This window comes from Tahibacter amnicola, from assembly GCF_025398735.1.
GTDB lineage: Bacteria > Pseudomonadota > Gammaproteobacteria > Xanthomonadales > Rhodanobacteraceae > Tahibacter > Tahibacter amnicola.
This window is the reverse complement of the sequence record NZ_CP104694.1, coordinates 4,065,116-4,082,804: the sequence shown is the minus strand read 5'-3', so window position 1 is coordinate 4,082,804 and position 17,689 is coordinate 4,065,116. Positions and strand designations below refer to the sequence as shown.

Here is a 17,689-nt window from a genome sequence, read left to right as displayed (position 1 = left end):
CGGCTAGACATGGTATGACGTCTTTCCTGCCAGTACCCGGCGAGGACCGGATGAACGAGGCCAGCGAACGCTTCACCACGCGCGACGCCGTCGTCGGTGACAATCTGCCGATTCGCCGTGCCATTCCGCAGCCGCGGCGCCGCATGATCGGCGCCTGGTGCTTCCTCGATCACGCCGGCCCGGTGACCCTGACGTCAGGGCCTGGCATGCGGGTGGGGCCGCACCCGCACATCGGCCTGCAGACGTTCACCTGGCCGCTGGAAGGCGAGCTTCTCCACCGTGACAGCCTGGGCACCGAGCAGCTGATCGTGCCGGGACAGGTGAACCTGATGACGGCCGGGCAGGGTATCGCCCATTCGGAAGAATCACCCGCGTCGCGCTCCGGTCGCCTCCACCTGGCACAGCTATGGATCGCGCTACCCGATGCGCAGCGCAACATGCCGCCGCAGTTCGCCCACTATCCCCAGTTGCCTGTCCTTGGCCGCGATGCCTTTCGCATCACGGTACTTGCCGGGGAGGCGTTCGACGCCCGGTCGCCCGTTGGCGTTTTCTCGCCGCTGCTGGGGCTCGACATCGCCGCTTCCGGGCCGGCACACACGGTGCTGCCGTTGGACTTGTCCTTCGAGCACGGCCTGCTGGTGCTCGATGGCGCGGTGCTGGTCGACGACGAACCATTGCTGCCGGGAACACTGCTGTACCTTCCGCCGGGCGCAGCGTACGTCGCGATCACCAGCAACGCACCTGCACGCCTGTTGCTGCTGGGTGGATTGCCCTTCGAAGAACCGGTGCTGTTGTGGTGGAACTTCGTCGCGCGCAGTCGCGATGAAATCGCTCAGGCTACCGATGACTGGAACAGCGGCCTGCGTTTTGGCGCCGTGCACGGGTTCGATGGGCCGCGCCTGACTGCACCCGAAGTACCCGCGTTGACCGTGCGTCGCACCTGAGTCGCAGGGAGACCCGAAAGGGGTGGGCGTCGATGTCCACCGTTTGTGGCCCGCCTCTGCGCGCCTGACTTCGCTGCGGCGTTCTACGGCGGGTGATCCGGAAATTCCGTGCGCAATCGCCCGATTTTTCGGTGTGTCTCATCCTTGCTTGCCTGTACGAAAGCACGGTGGCGCCCCCTGCCGACCGGTGCGTACACTGGTACGGCGAACGTCGTAGATGGACTTTCGTTCCCGTGACCCGGATGGCCTGAAGGAGGAAGGATGTTGCCCAAGATGACCCGCCGCCGTGCCCTGATCGTGGGCGGCATGAGCCTGCTGTCGCTGGTACTGCCCAAAGCGCGCGCGCGCGCAGGAACGCGCGGCCTTGTCGTCGGCAAAGGCGCCGCAGCGATCCCTCCCTATCGCTACCAGCAGTCTCCGCTGTTCCAGCCGATCCCGCATGAAATTACGCCGCCCAACATTCCTGGCACCACCGGTTACGATTTTCGACTGAACGGTGCGACCCACGACTACGTCGACCTGGGCACCGGTTGGCCCTGGGACAACGCCGGCGGCGACTGGCTCGACGCCAACGGTGTGCGCCAGGGCCCGCAACCCTGGTACAGCGTCCCGGTCAACGGGGCCAGCGGCAGCACCGCGGTGGCGAGCTACGCCGCCGACGTCACCGCAGCGATGCAGCAGGTGTTCGCACAGCAGCGCTGGAATGCGTGGCTCTGGCGCGCCGTGAACGCGCCGCGCTCGATTGCCGGCACGCACCACGCGACCGAGCCAGAACCGGTGATCCACGTGCAATACGTCGATGGCAGCAGCGAAGACCTGGCCTGCACCTACACCAGCAGCATCGGTGCCGGCACCCAGCTGTGCGCGTCCGCCAAGCCGAAACACGCCCTTCCAGCCTTCGTCGAATTCGAAAAGCCGCAACGCGCCGTCGCTTCGGCGCAGCTGCGCTTCACCATGGTCGAGCACTGGAGCGGCGGTAATCCGCAGATGCACGCCTTCCTGCTGGATCCGCCCGTCAATACCGAGCCGGTGCGTACCAACGGCATTGCCGGGGCGTATGGCCTGCGCGATGTGGGCGTCGCCGGTGATCCCAACGTGCTGGGAGTGCACCGCTATGTGGACGGCACCGCCTGGTCCGATTTCTCCGTCGGCACGGCGATCAACACCGGTGCGGAGCGCGAATACGATCCGGCGATCTACGGCAACGGCCCGACCGATACCACCAAACTGCCGCATCGCGGCCTTGGCAAGTGGATCAATGCCATCAATGGCTTCAGTCTCGTGCGCTCGGACTACACGGGCGAGGGCTTCCAGCCGCTGACGGCGGGAATGGGTGCCATGCGCGTGGTGATGCCGGCGGAACCGGGCCTGGGGAACGGCAGTACCGTCGGCTACAGTGGCACCGGCGCCAGCAACGCCAAGTTGTTTCTGCCGGAGGCGGATTTCGGCCGCATGAAGCGGCTGTTCGTGCGCTACTACATGCGTATCGGAACGCCGTACGAAACGCCGTTCTCCAGGCGCTACCAGGTGTACCACGACGCGCAGACGCCCGCGACGTGGACCAACTACAGCGGCAAGATCGGTATCTGCCCGGCACATGACACCTCGCTGGGTGGCGTCAGCGGCACGTCCGGCGGCGGCTATGGCTGGCAGATGCGCCTGTCCTGGTTCGATTGCGATGCCGAACGCGGCGGCCCGAACGAGAACGCCCTGCAGCTGGGCCTGCACACCTACGACTTCCAGACCAACAATCCGACGGGTCATCGTTACGGTCTGACCGACAAGCAGCGCGATTCGATGTTCGGCCATCGCGGTGGCCTGGGCAGCGTCATCTATCCGGGCCGGTGGTATTGCATCGAGATGGAAGTGGATCTCAACACGGTGATGATGGATGCGCCGGGCTACGTTCCCGACGGTGCGGTTCGTATCTGGCTCGACGGCCGCATGGCGTACGAGCGCACTGGGATGGTGATGCGGACGCTGCCGCTGCACCCTTCCGCCCAGAACGAAACCAAGATCCGCGCGATCCGCGAACTGGGTCATCGCGACCTGTGGTTCAACTGGTTCCACGGCGGCAAGACCAAGAACAGCATCGACCGCACGATCTTTATCACCGGCCTGGTGTGGGGTCGCAGCTACATCGGTCCGATGCGCTTGCCGTCCGCCGAGCAGATCTTCAAGAATGGGTTTGAGCCGGAATAGGCTCGGGTGATGGTAACGGCGTGATCAGTCGTGGTCACGCTCTCCATTGCCCGGGAGAACGCGCGTCGACGTTGGAATAGCGCCGGCCCTCGAGGGCGGCAATGATTGTGCGACAACTCGTGATTCACGCCGGGTGCGCTGCGCTTACCCCGGCTACAAAATCGAAAGCGCTGCATTCGGATTTGTCCGCGGGGCCGGCAGGGGCGTCGCGGGCTTTCGTCGCGGCCAGGAAACGAAGCGCGTGCGTGGCGATGTCTTGCCACGCACGAGCGTCTGGCCTGACAGCTACCTCAGAACGTCTGCTGGTAGCTCATGTAGTAGAACCGCCCCGGAATCCGGTAGTTGGATTCGAAGTTGTTCGCAAAGCACGAGAAGCAGACCGGCGGATCCTTGTCGAAGAGGTTGCGGATACCCGCAGTGATGCGGCCGTTCCACGGCGTCTTCCAGCTGCCCTGGGCATCGAAATACCACGTGGCATCCAGGGTGTTCTCCGCCTGGCGGGACGGACGGCTGCTGATGCTCTCGCCGGTGCCCTCGTAGATATTGATCACGCGATCCGGGTTACTGCACAAGCGGCTCAGCTCGGGTTGGCCCAGGTTTGCCGCCGTGTTTGCCACGCCGTTGCAGTTCTCCTGCACGGCTGAGGTGTAGGTGGCGCCGAGCGTTGCGGTCCAACTGTCGCGCGACCAGGTGGCGGAGAGGCGCGATTGCAGCCGCCACAGCGAGCCGGCCGCCGAGTTGTTGAACTGCGTGCCGACCTGGTTGCCGGAGGAGGGCGCATCATCGCCATTGCGCTCACCGCGCGCCGGCTGGTTCAGGTCACCGTAGTAGGCGATGTAGGCGTTGTCCCAGTTGAGCTGGAAATCGCCGACTCCGGTGGCGAAGCGGTAGTCGATGGTGAAATCGTAGCCCTCGACCTCCAGACCCGCGTCGAAATTGCGGTTGATGCCCAGCACCTGGCGGATTTCGCCCGGATTGCCGAACTCCGTGCCGGCGAGGTCGCGCGTGATCAGCGCACAACGCTCGGTGACGTTGCCGATGTAGCAATCATCCAGGATGCTCTGCGCGCCGAGCGAGCCGATGTTGTTGGCAATCTGCAGACGGTACCAGTCGAGCATCACGCTCAGGCCTTCCACGTAACCGGGGCTGTAGACAAAGCCCAAGGTTCGCGTGCGGGCCGTTTCCGGTTCCAGGTTGGGGTTGCCACCCGAGGTGTAGCGCACCTGCGCGGCCGACTGGTCGTAGTCCGTCGGAACGCCGGCGGCGGCACAGCGCGCACGCACATCGGCGCTTTCCTGGAAGATGCTGCTGCCGGAAGAGCAGGGATCCATCGCATTCGGATAGCCGGTGGCCTGGCCGGCGAACAGCTCGCTGATCGACGGAGCGCGGAAGCCTTCGGAATAGCTGCCGCGGAACATCAGGTCATCGACGACCTGCCAGCGCAGTCCCGCCTTCGGATTGTTCGTGGTGCCGAAGTTGGAGTAGTCCGAATGGCGGGTTGCCAGTGACAGTTCCAGGCTCTTGGCAAAGGGCACGTCGCGCAGCAGCGGCACGGCGAGTTCCAGGTACGCTTCCGTAAGGTCGTAACTGCCCCGCGTCGGCGTGGCCGGCACGTCACCCAGCACCTGGCCCGATTGCGTCAGCGGATCCGGGTCGAAATAGCCGGCTTCCTTGCGATATTCGAGGCCGGCCGCGAACGAAAGCATGCCGCCCGGCAATTCCAGGATTTCGCCGCTGATATTCGCGGTCGCGTTGTTGGATTCCTGGTACGTGACATTGCGTGGCGCCACCGTCACAGCCGAGAACATCTCGGGCGTAAGCCCCGCCTGGCCGCCGGCGAGGTTGAAGGGCACGCAACCGGCGATCGGCGCATCCGGCGTACCGCAACGGGCCACGCCCGCTTCGATGAAGGAGGGGCCGGTCGCCTGGGCGAACAGGGCGCTGTGGAAGAACCCGCGCTTGATCTGCACCAGCTGGTTGTCGGCGTAGCCATAGTTCACATCCCAGTAGAAACCCCGGTCCCAGAGGTCGAACTGGCCGTCGAGGCCGACGCTGTAGCGCACCGTATCCTGGTCGACGTTATAGGTACGCGGATTGATCGTCGGGCGGAACGCCACGCCCGTCAGCGTGACGCCGAACGGGTTGTAGATGCTGTTGGCGTCAAGGCGAACGCCCGTCAACGGCTGCGCGGCCAGGCGCGCCTGGCTGGTGCGTTCGTTGTAGAGCATGTCAGCGCGCAGGCGGATGTTGTCCGTCAGCTGGTGACGCACGGCACCGAACACGGACTGCGTGTCCTGGGGCTGCAGCAGGTAGTTTTCCGGTGCGAAGTTGTAGCCGTCGGTGCGGTTGTCGTACGGGCGAAAATCGGAAAGGCCGACGGAGGGCGCGCAGGGCTGGTTCGGTCGACAGCCTGTCGCCGAGCGATCGAGTGTCAACAGCCCGCGGCCCGGCACATTGAATGAACCGTAAGGGTTCGTGGGGCTGGCCCGGCCCGGGAACGAAGTGTTCGGCGGGAATCCGTACAGCGGTGCAAAGGAGATCTCGCGGTCGCCGTCCATCACCGATTCCTGGTGCGTATGCGCCAGGTTGATCAGGAGCGACGTGGTTTCATTGCTGCCACCCCAGGTGGCATCGTAGGACTCGCGGCGACCGTCGCCCTTGTCGTACTCGCCGACATAGACCGTGGCCTGCGCGCCGTCGAAGGTGTCGCGCAACGTGATGTTGACCACGCCGCAGATCGCATCCGCACCGTAGATGGATGAGGCGCCGTCCTTGAGCACTTCCACGCGTTCGATCGCAGCGAACGGCACGGTGCTCAGGTCGACGCTGCCATCCAGTTCCGCCACCCAGCGGCGGCCGTTGACCAGCACCAGCGTGCGATTGGCGCCGCAACCGCGCAGGTCTACCGTGCTTGAGCCACTGGTGTTTGCGCTGTTCACCTGCAAACCGTATGAGGCTCCGTTGGTGGTCAGTTCGCTCAGCACGTCATAGACGGAGGTCAGGCCGGTGCGCTCGAGATCAATGCGCTCGAGGGTCAACACCGGCTGCGAGGTTTCCATATCCACGCGCTTGATGCGCGAGCCCGTCACCACGACGGGTTCCAGTCGGTTCGTCTCCCCGTCCGGGGTCTGCGTCTGCGCCACCACCGGCGCCGTGATGGTGCCCGCGACGATCCCGGCGAGTACAAGCTGGATCGAACGCGCCAACGTACGAGAATGCATGTGGTAATCCCTGTGCTGATCGGAAGGCAACGCGCCGGCGCGCCGGTCCTCCACCGGCGCGCTGGCATGCAGTAGGGCCTTGACCCGATGGCAGGGCCGGAGAGCGGGGGATGCCCACCGTCACATCGGTGTCAAGGCGGCCCAGACCGTAACCGCCCCACCGATTCCAGGAATAGACGATTGCGTTTGTTGACGCGTATATCTTCGTCAGATTGCTACGCAATTTGAAACGCGCGTCACGATTGCCGTGAAGTGAAAGGAATGCGGTGGCGTTTCTTTCGAAAGAGAAGACGCGTGATGCTGCGGTGCAGCGTTGGTGATCGACGCGCAGTGATGTGAATCGGCGGCGCGGCTATCGCTGGCAACGTCGTCTGAAATGGGAATAGACGGCTATGTTCCATCGTCGATGCGGGCAGACCCCGGGTGACCCATGCCGGACGCCCCGGGGCTACAATGGCGCTCCGCGTTCCGTAGCGCGGGTATGCGCAGCGCACCCGGAGTGAATTACGAGTTGCCGCTAAATCTGGCGGAGTCTACGTATCCTCTAACTAGCACTCGGCAACACACGCAATGTCGTCACGGGAAGGTTGCCGTTCGCAACTCAGATAGGTCTGGCGGCATCCCGGCGGAGCTTTCATCGTCAATCCGCCGCCGCCAATGTCCCCGATGCGTTCGCCGAACCTCTGCGCCTCGTCGCGGTGATCAAACTGCCAGCTCATGGCGTGATCGGATCGGGCAGGGTATCCGTGGCTGTCTGCGGACACCGAACCCCGGAATTGGTAGTCATAGGCATGTTCCTGCGCCACCGCTTCCACGTTTGCGCAGTTCTTCATGGCGTCGCAGAATCGCAGTACAAATTGCGTCGAGAATCCGTAGATCCCCAGTGTTGCTTTGACGGGCCCTTTGGACGTCGCGATGGTGACGTTCCGGCTCGGCAAGGCGATATCGTGCACCAGCGCTCCGATCATCGGATGGGCGAGCACTGTCAGGCTTCTCTCCGCCATGGTTTGCCGTACCTGCGCCATGAACTCCTGGTGTAGCGGGCCATCCGGGGCTTCCCATGCCACGCGGACCGGGTCGTAGAAACGCGTCCCACCTGTCTCGTCGTGGACATATCCCAGCGCGGTGATGTCGATCTCATGCGAATACGGCCTGGGTTCCGGATAACGTGTTGCCAGGCTATCCATGGCCGTGAAGATCCGGAATACATCCGGATCTACCGGTGCCTCGACATACTCCCGCTGGTACTTCGTGTCTCCGAACTGCTCGACAGGTGCGGTGGACCGGGCATCCGGCGTGTGAGCCGTGATGTCAAAACGACGAATTCGGTGATTCGTCAAATTGTAGACATAGACCAGGCCAGTCGCCGGATAGTGTCGCGCCTTCGCCAGCTCGGCAGCCGGGTCGCAGTTGTTGCAGTGAAGCAGGTATGCAGTGGGCAACTTCTCGCTCGTTGCACTCATCGTGGCGAGAAGCAGGATAGTCGCGGCGGATCCTGTGCCGAACATTGGTGTTCCTTCGGTTGGCGGGGCGAGGGAGTACACGGAAAATCGGGATGAATCGGCTCAGGGGGGCGCATTGGGGGCATCGTCCAGGCGAAGTCTGGATCCCGAGTCCGGATCGTCGCACCGTGCGGTCACATACGCGAAAACACGCTACGGAAGTCGTGGCGCATTGGGTAGCTTGGGCTTCGCTGCGTGTTTGGTCCAACCTACATTTTTGCTTTTCAACGGCATCGCCGCCGCTCACGGATTCATCGATGCCGGTCATGCCCTCAGGCGATAGTCAACCTCAGGAAGGAAGCCTGCGCAGGCCGCCCGCCTTGGCCACGGCGGGGGAGGGAAGCGGGCGATGGCGCAATCCCGGTGGCCGTACCGCTCGTCAGCGGTGCGGCCGGTCGGATTCTGTTCGCGGGCAGCATCCGGCCTTGACCGGAGTGCGCCAGCGCCCGCTGTTTTCATGGCAAATGTCACCGGAAACACCGTTGGTGGGGGCGGCGGTGGCAGATCCCTCCGGAAGGGATCGGCCACCATCGTTCACCACCGCGACCGTTCCGGAGCGGTCTACGGTGTTTCCTGTGGCATTCGCGCCGGGACGGTCCTGTCGCACAGGTCCAGCATCGACGCAGATTCACCCCGGGTGACCCTTCGGGTAACCCGGGCTACAGAAGCGCTATCGCCTTTGTAGCCCGGGTAAGCGACAGCGCACCCGGGGTGAACGACGGATTGCGGCCCGGTTTTCGGTTCAACGCTTCAACCGCCGGCGCTGGTAATCCGCGTGACTCTCCAGCGTCATCATTGCCTCGACGTGATCGGTGAACTGCGATACCAGCACGCCGACGTCGTGCATCAGATCCGACCCGGGTGGATCATCACTGTTGGCGGCTAGCCGCAAAAGCTGCGTCACCGTGCGCAGGCCCTCCAGCGAGGTATTGCGCACATGCCGCGCGGCATGAAGCAGGTGCGGGAAATCAAGGCGGTCATCTGCCAGCGCAGATACGATCACATCGTGAATGCCGTATTCGGTATCGGCCGCGGGAGGGGCATCATCGTCATCGCGAATATCGCTCATGCGCCGATCCTCGTGGCGAGGTGGGCAGAGCGTTGCGACATCCGTGCAACGGAAGAGTGGAGCAACCGCGTGCACCGGCTGTTCAGCCGGTGCACGCGACGGGTACGACTCGACGGCAAACGTTCGCGGTTCGCGAACGGGCGTTCCATGCGAAGAAACATTGCGGTGTCCTCGACGAGCAGGGTTAACCCGCCACCGGACCCGAAACGGTGACGGACGACGCCTGGTTGGCCTACCGGTAGTTGAGGACCGGCCAGCATTGCTGCTGCCAAGCGCCGCCCGCCATTGAAAGCAAAATAGGGGGCAAGATGGCGCCCAGCCGACGACTGGGCGTGAAAAAAGCGCCGTCATCGTCGGATGGGCGCTTTCAGCGCCTCAACTACACCAGGAGGCCAATCCTGGGCTGCCGATTTGGCGGCAGCGAGGGGATTGTGGGGAGGGGCGAAGCTTGAGTCAATCTGTTGTGCGGCTTGAAAACCAGGCGGGACGGTATGGCGTTGCTTGAGTGCGTTTGACTGCCATAGGAAGTGCGGGGCTGGTAACGGCCGGGGCGAGAGGAGCAACTCACTAACGGCACTAGCCCACTGAGTACGTTGATGGCGATAGTTGCTGCAATCAATGTCTTTACTTATTGAAGGTGGCGTAATGGGAAACCTTACCTTTTTTGAAACGATTTCCGCGCAGCTCAGCGGGAGTCAGGCGGTCGCGGTATTTCTGCTTGTCGTAGGGGCAAGCATGCTGGTACTCGCAGCGACTGGCAGGATCTCGTTTTCGAGCCTTCTCCTGCAGGCGGACGGCAAGGGCCGAGTCTTTCTCGGTGTCTTAGGTGTCGTGGCTTGCGTTCCCGCGTTCATCGCGGCCATGGCTTACATTCTTCCCTCACCGTCGCCGACCTCGAAGGACGTGTGGACCTACAAGTATGTGACTTCTCCTGGAGCGCTAGTTGCGGAGCTCAACAAGATTTCACCGAGCGCGGAAAATCTCTGGATCGAGTCGAGTTGGCCAAATCTCCATTTTTGGTACAGGGGCGGGGATACCGGCACAAGGTACGTCTTCAAGCGCGTCGCCCACGAAGTGGCGAAAAGAGATCCCACGGACGAGCAGTTCTTCCGGCGCGCAAACGGAGTGATCCCTGTGGGCTGGATTCCGGGTGGAAGCGATTTTGGGTATCTGCAGTCGTTTGACGGTGGCGCCAAGTGAGTCAACTGCCGCGCACGGTTCAGGAAGCGTGATCCGTATCAGTCGGAATAGGGCCTTACTGCATAGCTACCCAGGTCCGGCACTGCCAGGCCGGCGCGAAGTACACGACGCCGCCGGGTTTGAGCAGCCGCTTGATCTCCAGCATCGCCTCCTGCCAATGCGGGATATGCGCGTAGACGGTGATCGTCCGGATCGCATCGAACGAGGCGTCTTCGAACAGATAGCGTGTACCTTCGGTAACCCGGTACGGTTCTCTGCCGGCACGCCACAAGCGAGCTCGGCGGATGGCGTCAGCTGCCGTGCCGCGCGGTACGTCCGGTGTCCCGGCAGTTTTTCACCAGCGCCGCGGTACTGAGCACGCGATCGGCCATCGCAGCCATGCCTTCCAGGGATTGCATCGAGCGCGCGGAGTCTGTCAGCAGGCCGGCGACTTCGTCACGGCGGTCCGCGGGTACTGCACACGCGGCGCCGGAAATGGCCGTGGTGACATTGGCGACAAGCTTCCGATAGTCGTACGCGCCGTTCGCCGCGACTTCGCTGCGGAAGGATGCATCCGAGTACACCCGCAGCACGTCACGGATCACGCCGTCGGCGGCCTCGGGGTTCGCATCGGGCGCACCGGTGCTCTGCAGCAGCCAAAGCGTCAGCTCGGTGGCGCTGTAGCGCACGGTGAGATCCTTGTGACCCATCAGCAGCACGATGCGGTTGCGCTGCTCGGTGGAAAGCGTGTTCGCCAGTACGCCTGCCAGCTTCCGGTCGCGCTGGATGGCGTTGACCCAGCCGAAGATCAGGCCGTAGTCGGTTTCCACGGTGGAGTTGTCCACATCCCAGTCGCGCACCAGCTCAGTGATCGACCGCGCGTCGGTACGCGTGGCGATTGTTGCTCGCGAGATGTCACGCAGCTCTGCGCTGGCGGAGCTGAGGTTACGCACCGCGCTGCGCGGTTCCAGCTGCGCCGAGGCCTGCGCATAGGCATTGCCGATCACGGCATTCCAGAGCGCCACCGGCAAGCGCGGCTCAGTACTGGCGACGGGCCCCGCGCAGCTCTGGCGCCCGAATTCACCGATGGCCTTGCTGTCGGCCCGGCCATCCCTCAGCAGCCATCGGTCGTCGGTCTGGACCAGGGAGAATTCCAATGTGGAACCGTTGCTGGACCGCTTGAGCAGTTCCGTCGGCAGGCAGCCGATATAGAACTCCTGCCCATCGTGCGGCGCCACGACGATGTAGAACGTCTGGCTGCGCAGATCCTCTTCGAAGGCCACGAAGCGGAAAGGGTCTGCCACTGAACGACGTCCCACCAGCAAGGCGTTGTTGGTGTGGATGCGCAGGTCGCGGAACTGGGAGGTGTCTTTGATATCACCCAGTACGTAGTTGGTGGCGGGCGATTTGAAGACGAAAGCGAAGATGACGGCGATGGCGGCAGCGCCGGTTGCCGTCCAGCCCGGTTGCGAGGCGCTGGCGACCGAACCGGCCGCACCGGCCAGCAGCGCCAGGCCGACAACGAGCATCGGCCAGCAGAACGGCACCAGCGCCGGCTGGTTTGCGGCGTAGGCGACGAAAAAGAGAACCAGCAATCCCAGCAGGCCGCCAATAATGGCGCGCTGGCGATAGTCGAGATTCTTCTGGCGGGCGACTTCTGCCGACTGCGCCGTGGTCGATTCAGGCTCGGGTGGTTCCTGGCCGGCGGTACCGGCCGGAACGGAAGGTGTTTCGTGCGTGGTCATGACAGTGCCCCGTGACAAGCCGTCGCCGTTTCGGAGCCAGGGACAGCTGCGCCAGGGACAGCGACGGTAATAGCAGTAGTGCCGTCAAGGGCCGTGATCTCCCAGTGAGGGAGTTTCTGTGTGGCGCAGTCCAGCCATGACATGGCCTGCTGTCGCGGCCGGCGGATTTGGCGGCGCGAGTGACGGGACGCGACGAAAAATGCGGCGCCTGACCGAACAATTCCTCACTTCACCCGTAGTACGTCTCCACGATTGCCAAGCAACGTTGATCGGTGAATCGGCAATCGACAGTGCTCACTCCAAGGCCGGATATAAATGGGAAAAGGAGGCGCTATCGCCATGCGGACTACGCCATCTCCCCCGGCCCCCGGCAAAACTCGAACCGATACCCCTCGAAGAACCGGAATGCAGGATCATCGACGACGTCGAGGTCAACTGGCAGATCGTGGGTGATGCCGTTGCTGTGCTGGTCGTCCCAGAGGTCGATGCAGTCCACGGACTCACCGGCTTCCACCAGGCGCCGGATCACGCGGATCACCTGCTGCGTGGCTTCCAGGACGGCGGGGGCTTCCTCGTACCAGGGCTCCGGCGTACCGAAGCCGCCCAGACCCTCGACGTTCTCGGCCATCACATGGCGGAATTCGCAGCTGCAACCTGCCGAGGAACCGACGTACCACCGATACGGATGCCGTAGCTGGGCTTCGGCGGGCCGGCCGGGAAGCTCGTGGGTGAATACCATCTTGTCGGTGTTGCACAGGGCGAGATCTTCGAGGGAGGTGGTACTGAGGTAGACCAGGTTGCACATGGATGAAGGCTCAGGGGCGTTTGGAGGTCTTTACCGAAAAACGGCAGTGAAGATGGTCAGTCGTGGGATACTGCGGCGATTGTCGGACCTTGCCACGCGGGTGTCGCCCCTGTGCGATGCCGGCCAATCCAGAGGAACTACCATGCGTCGGATCGCCCTGCTGCTGCCTCTTGTTCTCGCTGCCTGTCAACACGCCCCGGAGCGCTCCGCGGACGAGGTGGTGCTACGCGCGATGGCTATTCCGGCCAACGACGCGCCGGCGGCTGAAGGCGTGATCTCGCTGGGCCCGTCCAGCCGGTATATCGAGACCCGTAACCTGACGGACGTGGCGGATGTCATCCGCCCGCTGCCGCCGGCAACGACGCTGGTGGTCTTTGATATTGACGACACGCTGCTATCGACGGCGTACCTGGCGGGGAAGTCCGGGTCGCGCGAGTTCTTCGGCAGCGATGCCTGGTACAACTGGCAGCGCGACCTGCCCGATGGCGACCCGCACAAGCAGGCCTGTCGCTTTGCCTTTCTGGGCATGAATTTCGAGGGGGAGGTGGGTGAGCCCACGGTGCACGCGGCGAAGGCGGTCGCGTCCGTGACGCTGGATAAGCTCATCCTGACGTCGCGCAGCCCCGACTACCGCGGCGGCACGGAGCGCGAACTCAAGCTTTCCGAAGTGCCGTTTCCAGCGCCGATCACCACCGAACCGGCGCTGACGGTGTACTTCAACAAGACGCCCATGACCTATTCAAACGGCATCCTGATGACGCGTGGCGCAGACAAGGGCAAGGCCCTGGAGGCGCTGCTCAAGTCAGCGCAGCGCCCGTACACCGACGTGGTGCTGGTCGATGACGGCTGGAAGAACATCCTGGACATGAGCGATGCCAGTGCGGCCGCCGGCCGCCAGTTCCACGGCGTGCTCTATAACGGGGTGAAGCGCGATATCAATGCCGGCGTGGTGGACCGGGAGCAGTGGAAGAAATACACGCTGTCGGATGATCAGAAGCAGCAGGCACAGGCGGCGTGGGACAGCTGGATGCAACGTTTCGCGCAGCTGTACCCGGAGCGCGCCAGCCGCCTTACCGCCGCCGGCGAATGTAAATAGCCCACCGCCGCCCCGCTACTGGCTCACGCCATAGTGCGCCAGGACCTGGTGGCCCATGGCCTTGGCCAGTTCCGCTTCCGCAAGGTAGATGTCGCCGACCTGTTCCCGGGTGAGCAGTTCGGCTTCTTCCTCGTTGTGTGTGCGCACCAGGGTGACGATATCCGGATTGAGCTGTTTGGCGTTGGCCACGATCTGGCGCACGTCGAAGGTCTCGGGGATGGCCACTACCAGCATGCGCGCGCGGGCGATATGCGCCTGGACCAGCACCAGCGGCTCGACGGCGTCGCCCGAGACGGCCGCGAGCCCGCGCTCGCGCAGTTGCTCGACGTGTTCGCGGTTCTGTTCGGCGACCACGAACGGAATGGTGTTTTCGAGCAGACGATCGGCGATGCGTCGGCCGACGCGGCCATAGCCGATCAGGACCACGTGGCCACCGAGGTATTTCGCGTCGGTCGTCATCGGCAGCTCGGCCATCGGGTCGGCTGGCTGTTCCAGGCGCCGGGCAACGTCGGACTTTTCACGGATCCAGCGCTGGAAGGGCTCGACCGCGGCGAAAAGGACGGGATTGAGCGCGATGGAGATCAGTGCCCCGGCGAGAATCAGGTTTTGGCCCTCGACCGGCAGCACTTTGAGACTGACGCCCAGTCCCGCCAGGATGAAGGAGAATTCGCCGATCTGCGCCAGGCTGGCCGATACGGTGAGCGCGGTATTCAAGGGATAGCGCAGCAGGATCACCAGCAATGCGGCAGCGACGGACTTCCCCAGCATGATGATGCCGGCGACCGTGACGACTTTCAGCGGCTCCTGCACCAGGATATGCGGATCGAAGAGCATGCCGACCGATACAAAAAAGATGACGGCAAAGGCATCGCGCAGTGGCAGGGTTTCTTCGGCAGCGCGGTGACTGAGCTTGGATTCGCGCAACACCGTGCCGGCGAAGAACGCGCCGAGGGCGAACGACACGCCGAACAGCTTGGCCGCGGCGAACGCGATACCGACCGCCACCGCGATGACGCACAGCGTGAACAGCTCGCGTGAACCTGTGCGCGACACTTGCCAGAGCAGGCGCGGGAAGACTTTCCGACCGACCACCAGCATCAGTGTGATGAAGGCGCTGACATAGAGCAGGGTGACGCCGAGGGCCGTCCAGACATTGCGCGCGGCGGCTTCGTTCTCGGGCGCGACGGAACCGGCGAGGGGCGGCAGCAGCACGAGCACCAGCACCATGGCGAGGTCTTCGACGACCAGCCAACCGACGGCGATGCGGCCGTTCATCGAGTCGAGCGTGCCGTGGGATTCCAGGGCGCGCAGCAGCACGACGGTGCTGGCGACGGACAGGGCGAGGCCGAACACGATGGAAGCGGTCCACGACCAACCCCAGCCATGCGCCACGACGGCGCCGAGTGCGGTGGCGGCTGCGATCTGAAGAATGGCGCCGGGCAGGGCAATCTTGCGGACCGAGATCAGGTCACCGAGCGAAAAATGCAGGCCCACGCCGAACATCAGCAGCATCACCCCGATTTCGGCGAGCTCGGCGGCAATTGCGGCGTCGGCCACCATGCCCGGCGTATACGGACCAATCAGGATGCCGGCGACCAGGTAACCGACGATGGCCGGTAGACGAACCCTTACGGCGAGAAGCCCGAGCAGCAGCGCAGCACCCAAAGCAGTGGCCAGTGTTGCGATCAGCGGTACGCCGTGGTCCATCCATCTTCCTCCGTGGGGTGTCCGCGATCACCGCGGTCATCGTCGAATGCCTGGGTGCTGCATGGGCATCAGCCCGAAGATAACCGATGCGTGTTGCATCGGGCGACTCCTATGGACCTCGCGCGCGCCTGGGCGGCGTGGAAAAGACAAGGGCCCCGGTCGGGGCCCTTGTGACGGCTACGTGACGGGATCGCAGGCTGCGATCACGGCGGAACGGTCAGCCCTTCGGCCACCACGTGGAAGCGGTAGGCGCCGTCGGTTTCGACGCCGAGATTGAACTCGACGTAGGTGCTGGCGCCGTTGGCCAGCGGTGCAGTCGTCGTGATGACGCCCTCGGCGAGCGAGGAATTGAGACCGCCACCCAGGGCCTGAGCGGCCGGGGTCTGCAGCGTCAAGGCCTGCGCCGTCACCGTGGTGGTGTCGGTCAGGGTGATGGTCTGGGTCGGAGAGTTGAGTACGCGCAGGTCCGCCTGCCCCGCCGGCACGGTGCCGCCGGTACGGGTCGGGATCTTGTACACACGGTAGCGCAACGCAACGATCGGCAGGCCGGTGTTGTTGGTGAACTTGCGACGGATCTTCACCGTGCCGAGCGCCCCGTTAGTCACCGGCGTCATGTCGCGGACCAGGTTCGGCGCCGAGATCGACGTGGCACCGGGATCGAGCAGTTCCGCCGGGATGGTGGTGAAGCGATCCAGTGGCGCCGAGGTCGTCGTGTAGGCCGTCATTGTCGGACCGCGTTCCGGACCCGGCGCGCCGAGTACCGCCGCGACACCGTCGAGCGTTCCGCCCGTCGTGTCCACCAGCACGAAGTCGGCGAGGTTGTTGCCGGTATCCTGCGGCACGCCGCCCGCGAGCCGGCGTACCCAGCTGTGCTGGCCGGCGGTCGTGATACCCGCGGCGGGGCCGAGGCCGGTACCTTCCTTGTAGTCCGCGTTCGTCACCGAGCTGTAGCCGACGGAGTCAAGACGGTTGGCCGTCAAGGCATTCGCCGTCGAGAACACGGCAAGGCCGACATCGTCCGGGAAGAAGCCGACGGCCGCACTGGCGGGGTTGAGCGAGACATTGGCCGAGCCGCTGGCGGTGATGCCTGTTCCGGTCGGATACGTGGCGAGGCTGTAGGTATTTCCCGCGGGGCTGGGTGTGGTCGGCTGGGTCGAGATCAGGAAGTGCCCGCGCGGCGGAAGCGCCAGGGGGCCGGCGGTCGAAAGCGTCTGCGGTAGCACCAGGAAGGTGGTTTCCGTCGCGCCCTGGGCCCCGGCAAAGCGCCAGCCGGCGCCGGTGGGGCTGGTCGGGTCGGCGCCCGGGATGGCGTCGATGATGGTGATGCTCTGGTCGGTGTTGTTGTAGATCTCGATGAATTCGTCGGCACTGCCGTCCGAGGCTGGCGGTGTGGTGCCAGCACCGCGCGTGCGGAACTCGGTGATCAGGATGTCGCCCGCAGCGGGCGGCGTCGGTCGGTTGTCAAAGCTGATCGTCCAGCCGCCGCTGATCGAGCCACCATCAAGATTGGCGTCATCGATGACGTAGAGATTCCAGGTGCCGTTCGGATCCTCGCCGTTGAAGGCCGACAAGGTATACGTGTACGGCGCCGCAGGCGCGGGCGCCGGGAACTGGTCGGTGGTACCGGAGTTCGCCGGACGATAGGTGCCGGTGACGAAGGGTACGCCGGTGTTGCCGGTCACGGTGGACGGAATCGGGCGTGGGCCGTAGTCGTCCATGGTGATGTTGATGTTGGAGACGCCCGGCGAACCGGCGCCGAAGTCCGACATCAGAACAGACTTGCGGCCGGATGGTGATACGAGGAGGAAATCCGTATCCGCGGGGAAGGCGTGCGAGTAGCCGTTGATCGTCACGGAGACGTTCTCGACGACACCGGTCAGGCCGGATACCGCGATCGGCGAAGGATAGAGCGAAGCCGCCTGGCCGGAAGCCGGGCAGGGGTTCGGGCAGTCGGTGATCGTGATGGCGGTGTTGTTGGTGAAGGAGGTCGGCCCGCCCCGGAAACGCGGCGGACGCTGCACCGGTTCAGCAGCGGTAGTCCGCTTGGACTGGACGACAGGTATCACCTCCGCGACCGCTTCCTGCGGCGACCTGGCCGCACCGGTCGATGAGACGAGTACCAGGGAAAATGCCGAAATCACTAGCGATGGGCGCATCGATATCTCCCGATCGATCAATAGTGTGCTTGCACCGGTGTCGCCCCTTGGCGCTACCGGCGA

Annotated in this window: 12 protein-coding genes; 4 read left to right on the top strand and 8 right to left on the bottom strand. The window is 64.1% G+C overall.

The features are described from left to right. Window positions 1–50: 50 nt before the first annotated feature. Window positions 51–944: a pirin family protein gene (locus tag N4264_RS16040; protein WP_261693246.1), complete on the top strand. Its 894-nt coding sequence runs from the start codon at window positions 51–53 to the stop codon at window positions 942–944. A 273-nt stretch (window positions 945–1,217) separates the two neighbouring features. Continuing rightward, a complete protein-coding gene (locus tag N4264_RS16035) occupies window positions 1,218–3,146 on the top strand; it encodes a hypothetical protein (protein ID WP_261693245.1) in 1,929 nt (642 codons plus the stop codon). 290 nt (window positions 3,147–3,436) lie between these two features. Here the strand turns inward: N4264_RS16035 and N4264_RS16030 are convergent, their stop codons facing one another. From N4264_RS16030 to N4264_RS16020, 3 genes are all read right to left on the bottom strand, one after another. Next, on the bottom strand, window positions 3,437–6,367 hold the full coding sequence (locus N4264_RS16030) for a TonB-dependent receptor domain-containing protein (RefSeq protein WP_261693244.1): 2,931 nt from the start codon (window positions 6,365–6,367) through the stop codon (window positions 3,437–3,439). 548 nt (window positions 6,368–6,915) lie between these two features. Next, window positions 6,916–7,875: a hypothetical protein gene (locus N4264_RS16025; protein ID WP_261693243.1), complete on the bottom strand. Its 960-nt coding sequence runs from the start codon at window positions 7,873–7,875 to the stop codon at window positions 6,916–6,918. Between the two features lie 736 nt (window positions 7,876–8,611). Further along, on the bottom strand, window positions 8,612–8,938 hold the full coding sequence (locus tag N4264_RS16020) for a hypothetical protein (protein WP_261693242.1): 327 nt from the start codon (window positions 8,936–8,938) through the stop codon (window positions 8,612–8,614). A 645-nt stretch (window positions 8,939–9,583) separates the two neighbouring features. Between N4264_RS16020 and N4264_RS16015 the strand changes: the two genes are divergently transcribed. Further along, a complete protein-coding gene (locus tag N4264_RS16015) occupies window positions 9,584–10,138 on the top strand; it encodes a hypothetical protein (protein ID WP_261693241.1) in 555 nt (184 codons plus the stop codon). Between the two features lie 55 nt (window positions 10,139–10,193). Here the strand turns inward: N4264_RS16015 and N4264_RS16010 are convergent, their stop codons facing one another. The 3 genes from N4264_RS16010 to N4264_RS16000 all read right to left on the bottom strand — a co-directional run bounded on the left by N4264_RS16010 (window position 10,194) and on the right by N4264_RS16000 (window position 12,667). Continuing rightward, window positions 10,194–10,409 carry a class I SAM-dependent methyltransferase gene (locus N4264_RS16010; protein ID WP_343231963.1) on the bottom strand — a complete coding sequence of 72 codons (216 nt, stop codon included), beginning with the start codon at window positions 10,407–10,409 and terminating at the stop codon, window positions 10,194–10,196. Window positions 10,410–10,428: 19 nt separating this feature from the next. Continuing rightward, window positions 10,429–11,862 carry a hypothetical protein gene (locus N4264_RS16005; RefSeq protein WP_261693240.1) on the bottom strand — a complete coding sequence of 478 codons (1,434 nt, stop codon included), beginning with the start codon at window positions 11,860–11,862 and terminating at the stop codon, window positions 10,429–10,431. A gap of 346 nt (window positions 11,863–12,208) precedes the next feature. Then, a complete protein-coding gene (locus N4264_RS16000) occupies window positions 12,209–12,667 on the bottom strand; it encodes a hypothetical protein (RefSeq protein ID WP_261693239.1) in 459 nt (152 codons plus the stop codon). Between the two features lie 142 nt (window positions 12,668–12,809). On the opposite strand from N4264_RS16000, the gene N4264_RS15995 reads away from it, so the two are divergent. Then, the gene (locus tag N4264_RS15995) at window positions 12,810–13,763 is read left to right on the top strand and encodes a DUF2608 domain-containing protein (RefSeq protein ID WP_261693238.1); all 954 of its coding nucleotides are present in this window, start codon (window positions 12,810–12,812) and stop codon (window positions 13,761–13,763) included. A gap of 15 nt (window positions 13,764–13,778) precedes the next feature. On the opposite strand, the gene N4264_RS15990 is transcribed toward N4264_RS15995, so the two are convergent. After that, on the bottom strand, window positions 13,779–15,470 hold the full coding sequence (locus tag N4264_RS15990) for a cation:proton antiporter domain-containing protein (RefSeq protein WP_261693237.1): 1,692 nt from the start codon (window positions 15,468–15,470) through the stop codon (window positions 13,779–13,781). 203 nt (window positions 15,471–15,673) lie between these two features. Continuing rightward, window positions 15,674–17,626 carry a hypothetical protein gene (locus N4264_RS15985; protein ID WP_261693236.1) on the bottom strand — a complete coding sequence of 651 codons (1,953 nt, stop codon included), beginning with the start codon at window positions 17,624–17,626 and terminating at the stop codon, window positions 15,674–15,676. Between the last annotated feature and the right edge of the window lie 63 nt (window positions 17,627–17,689).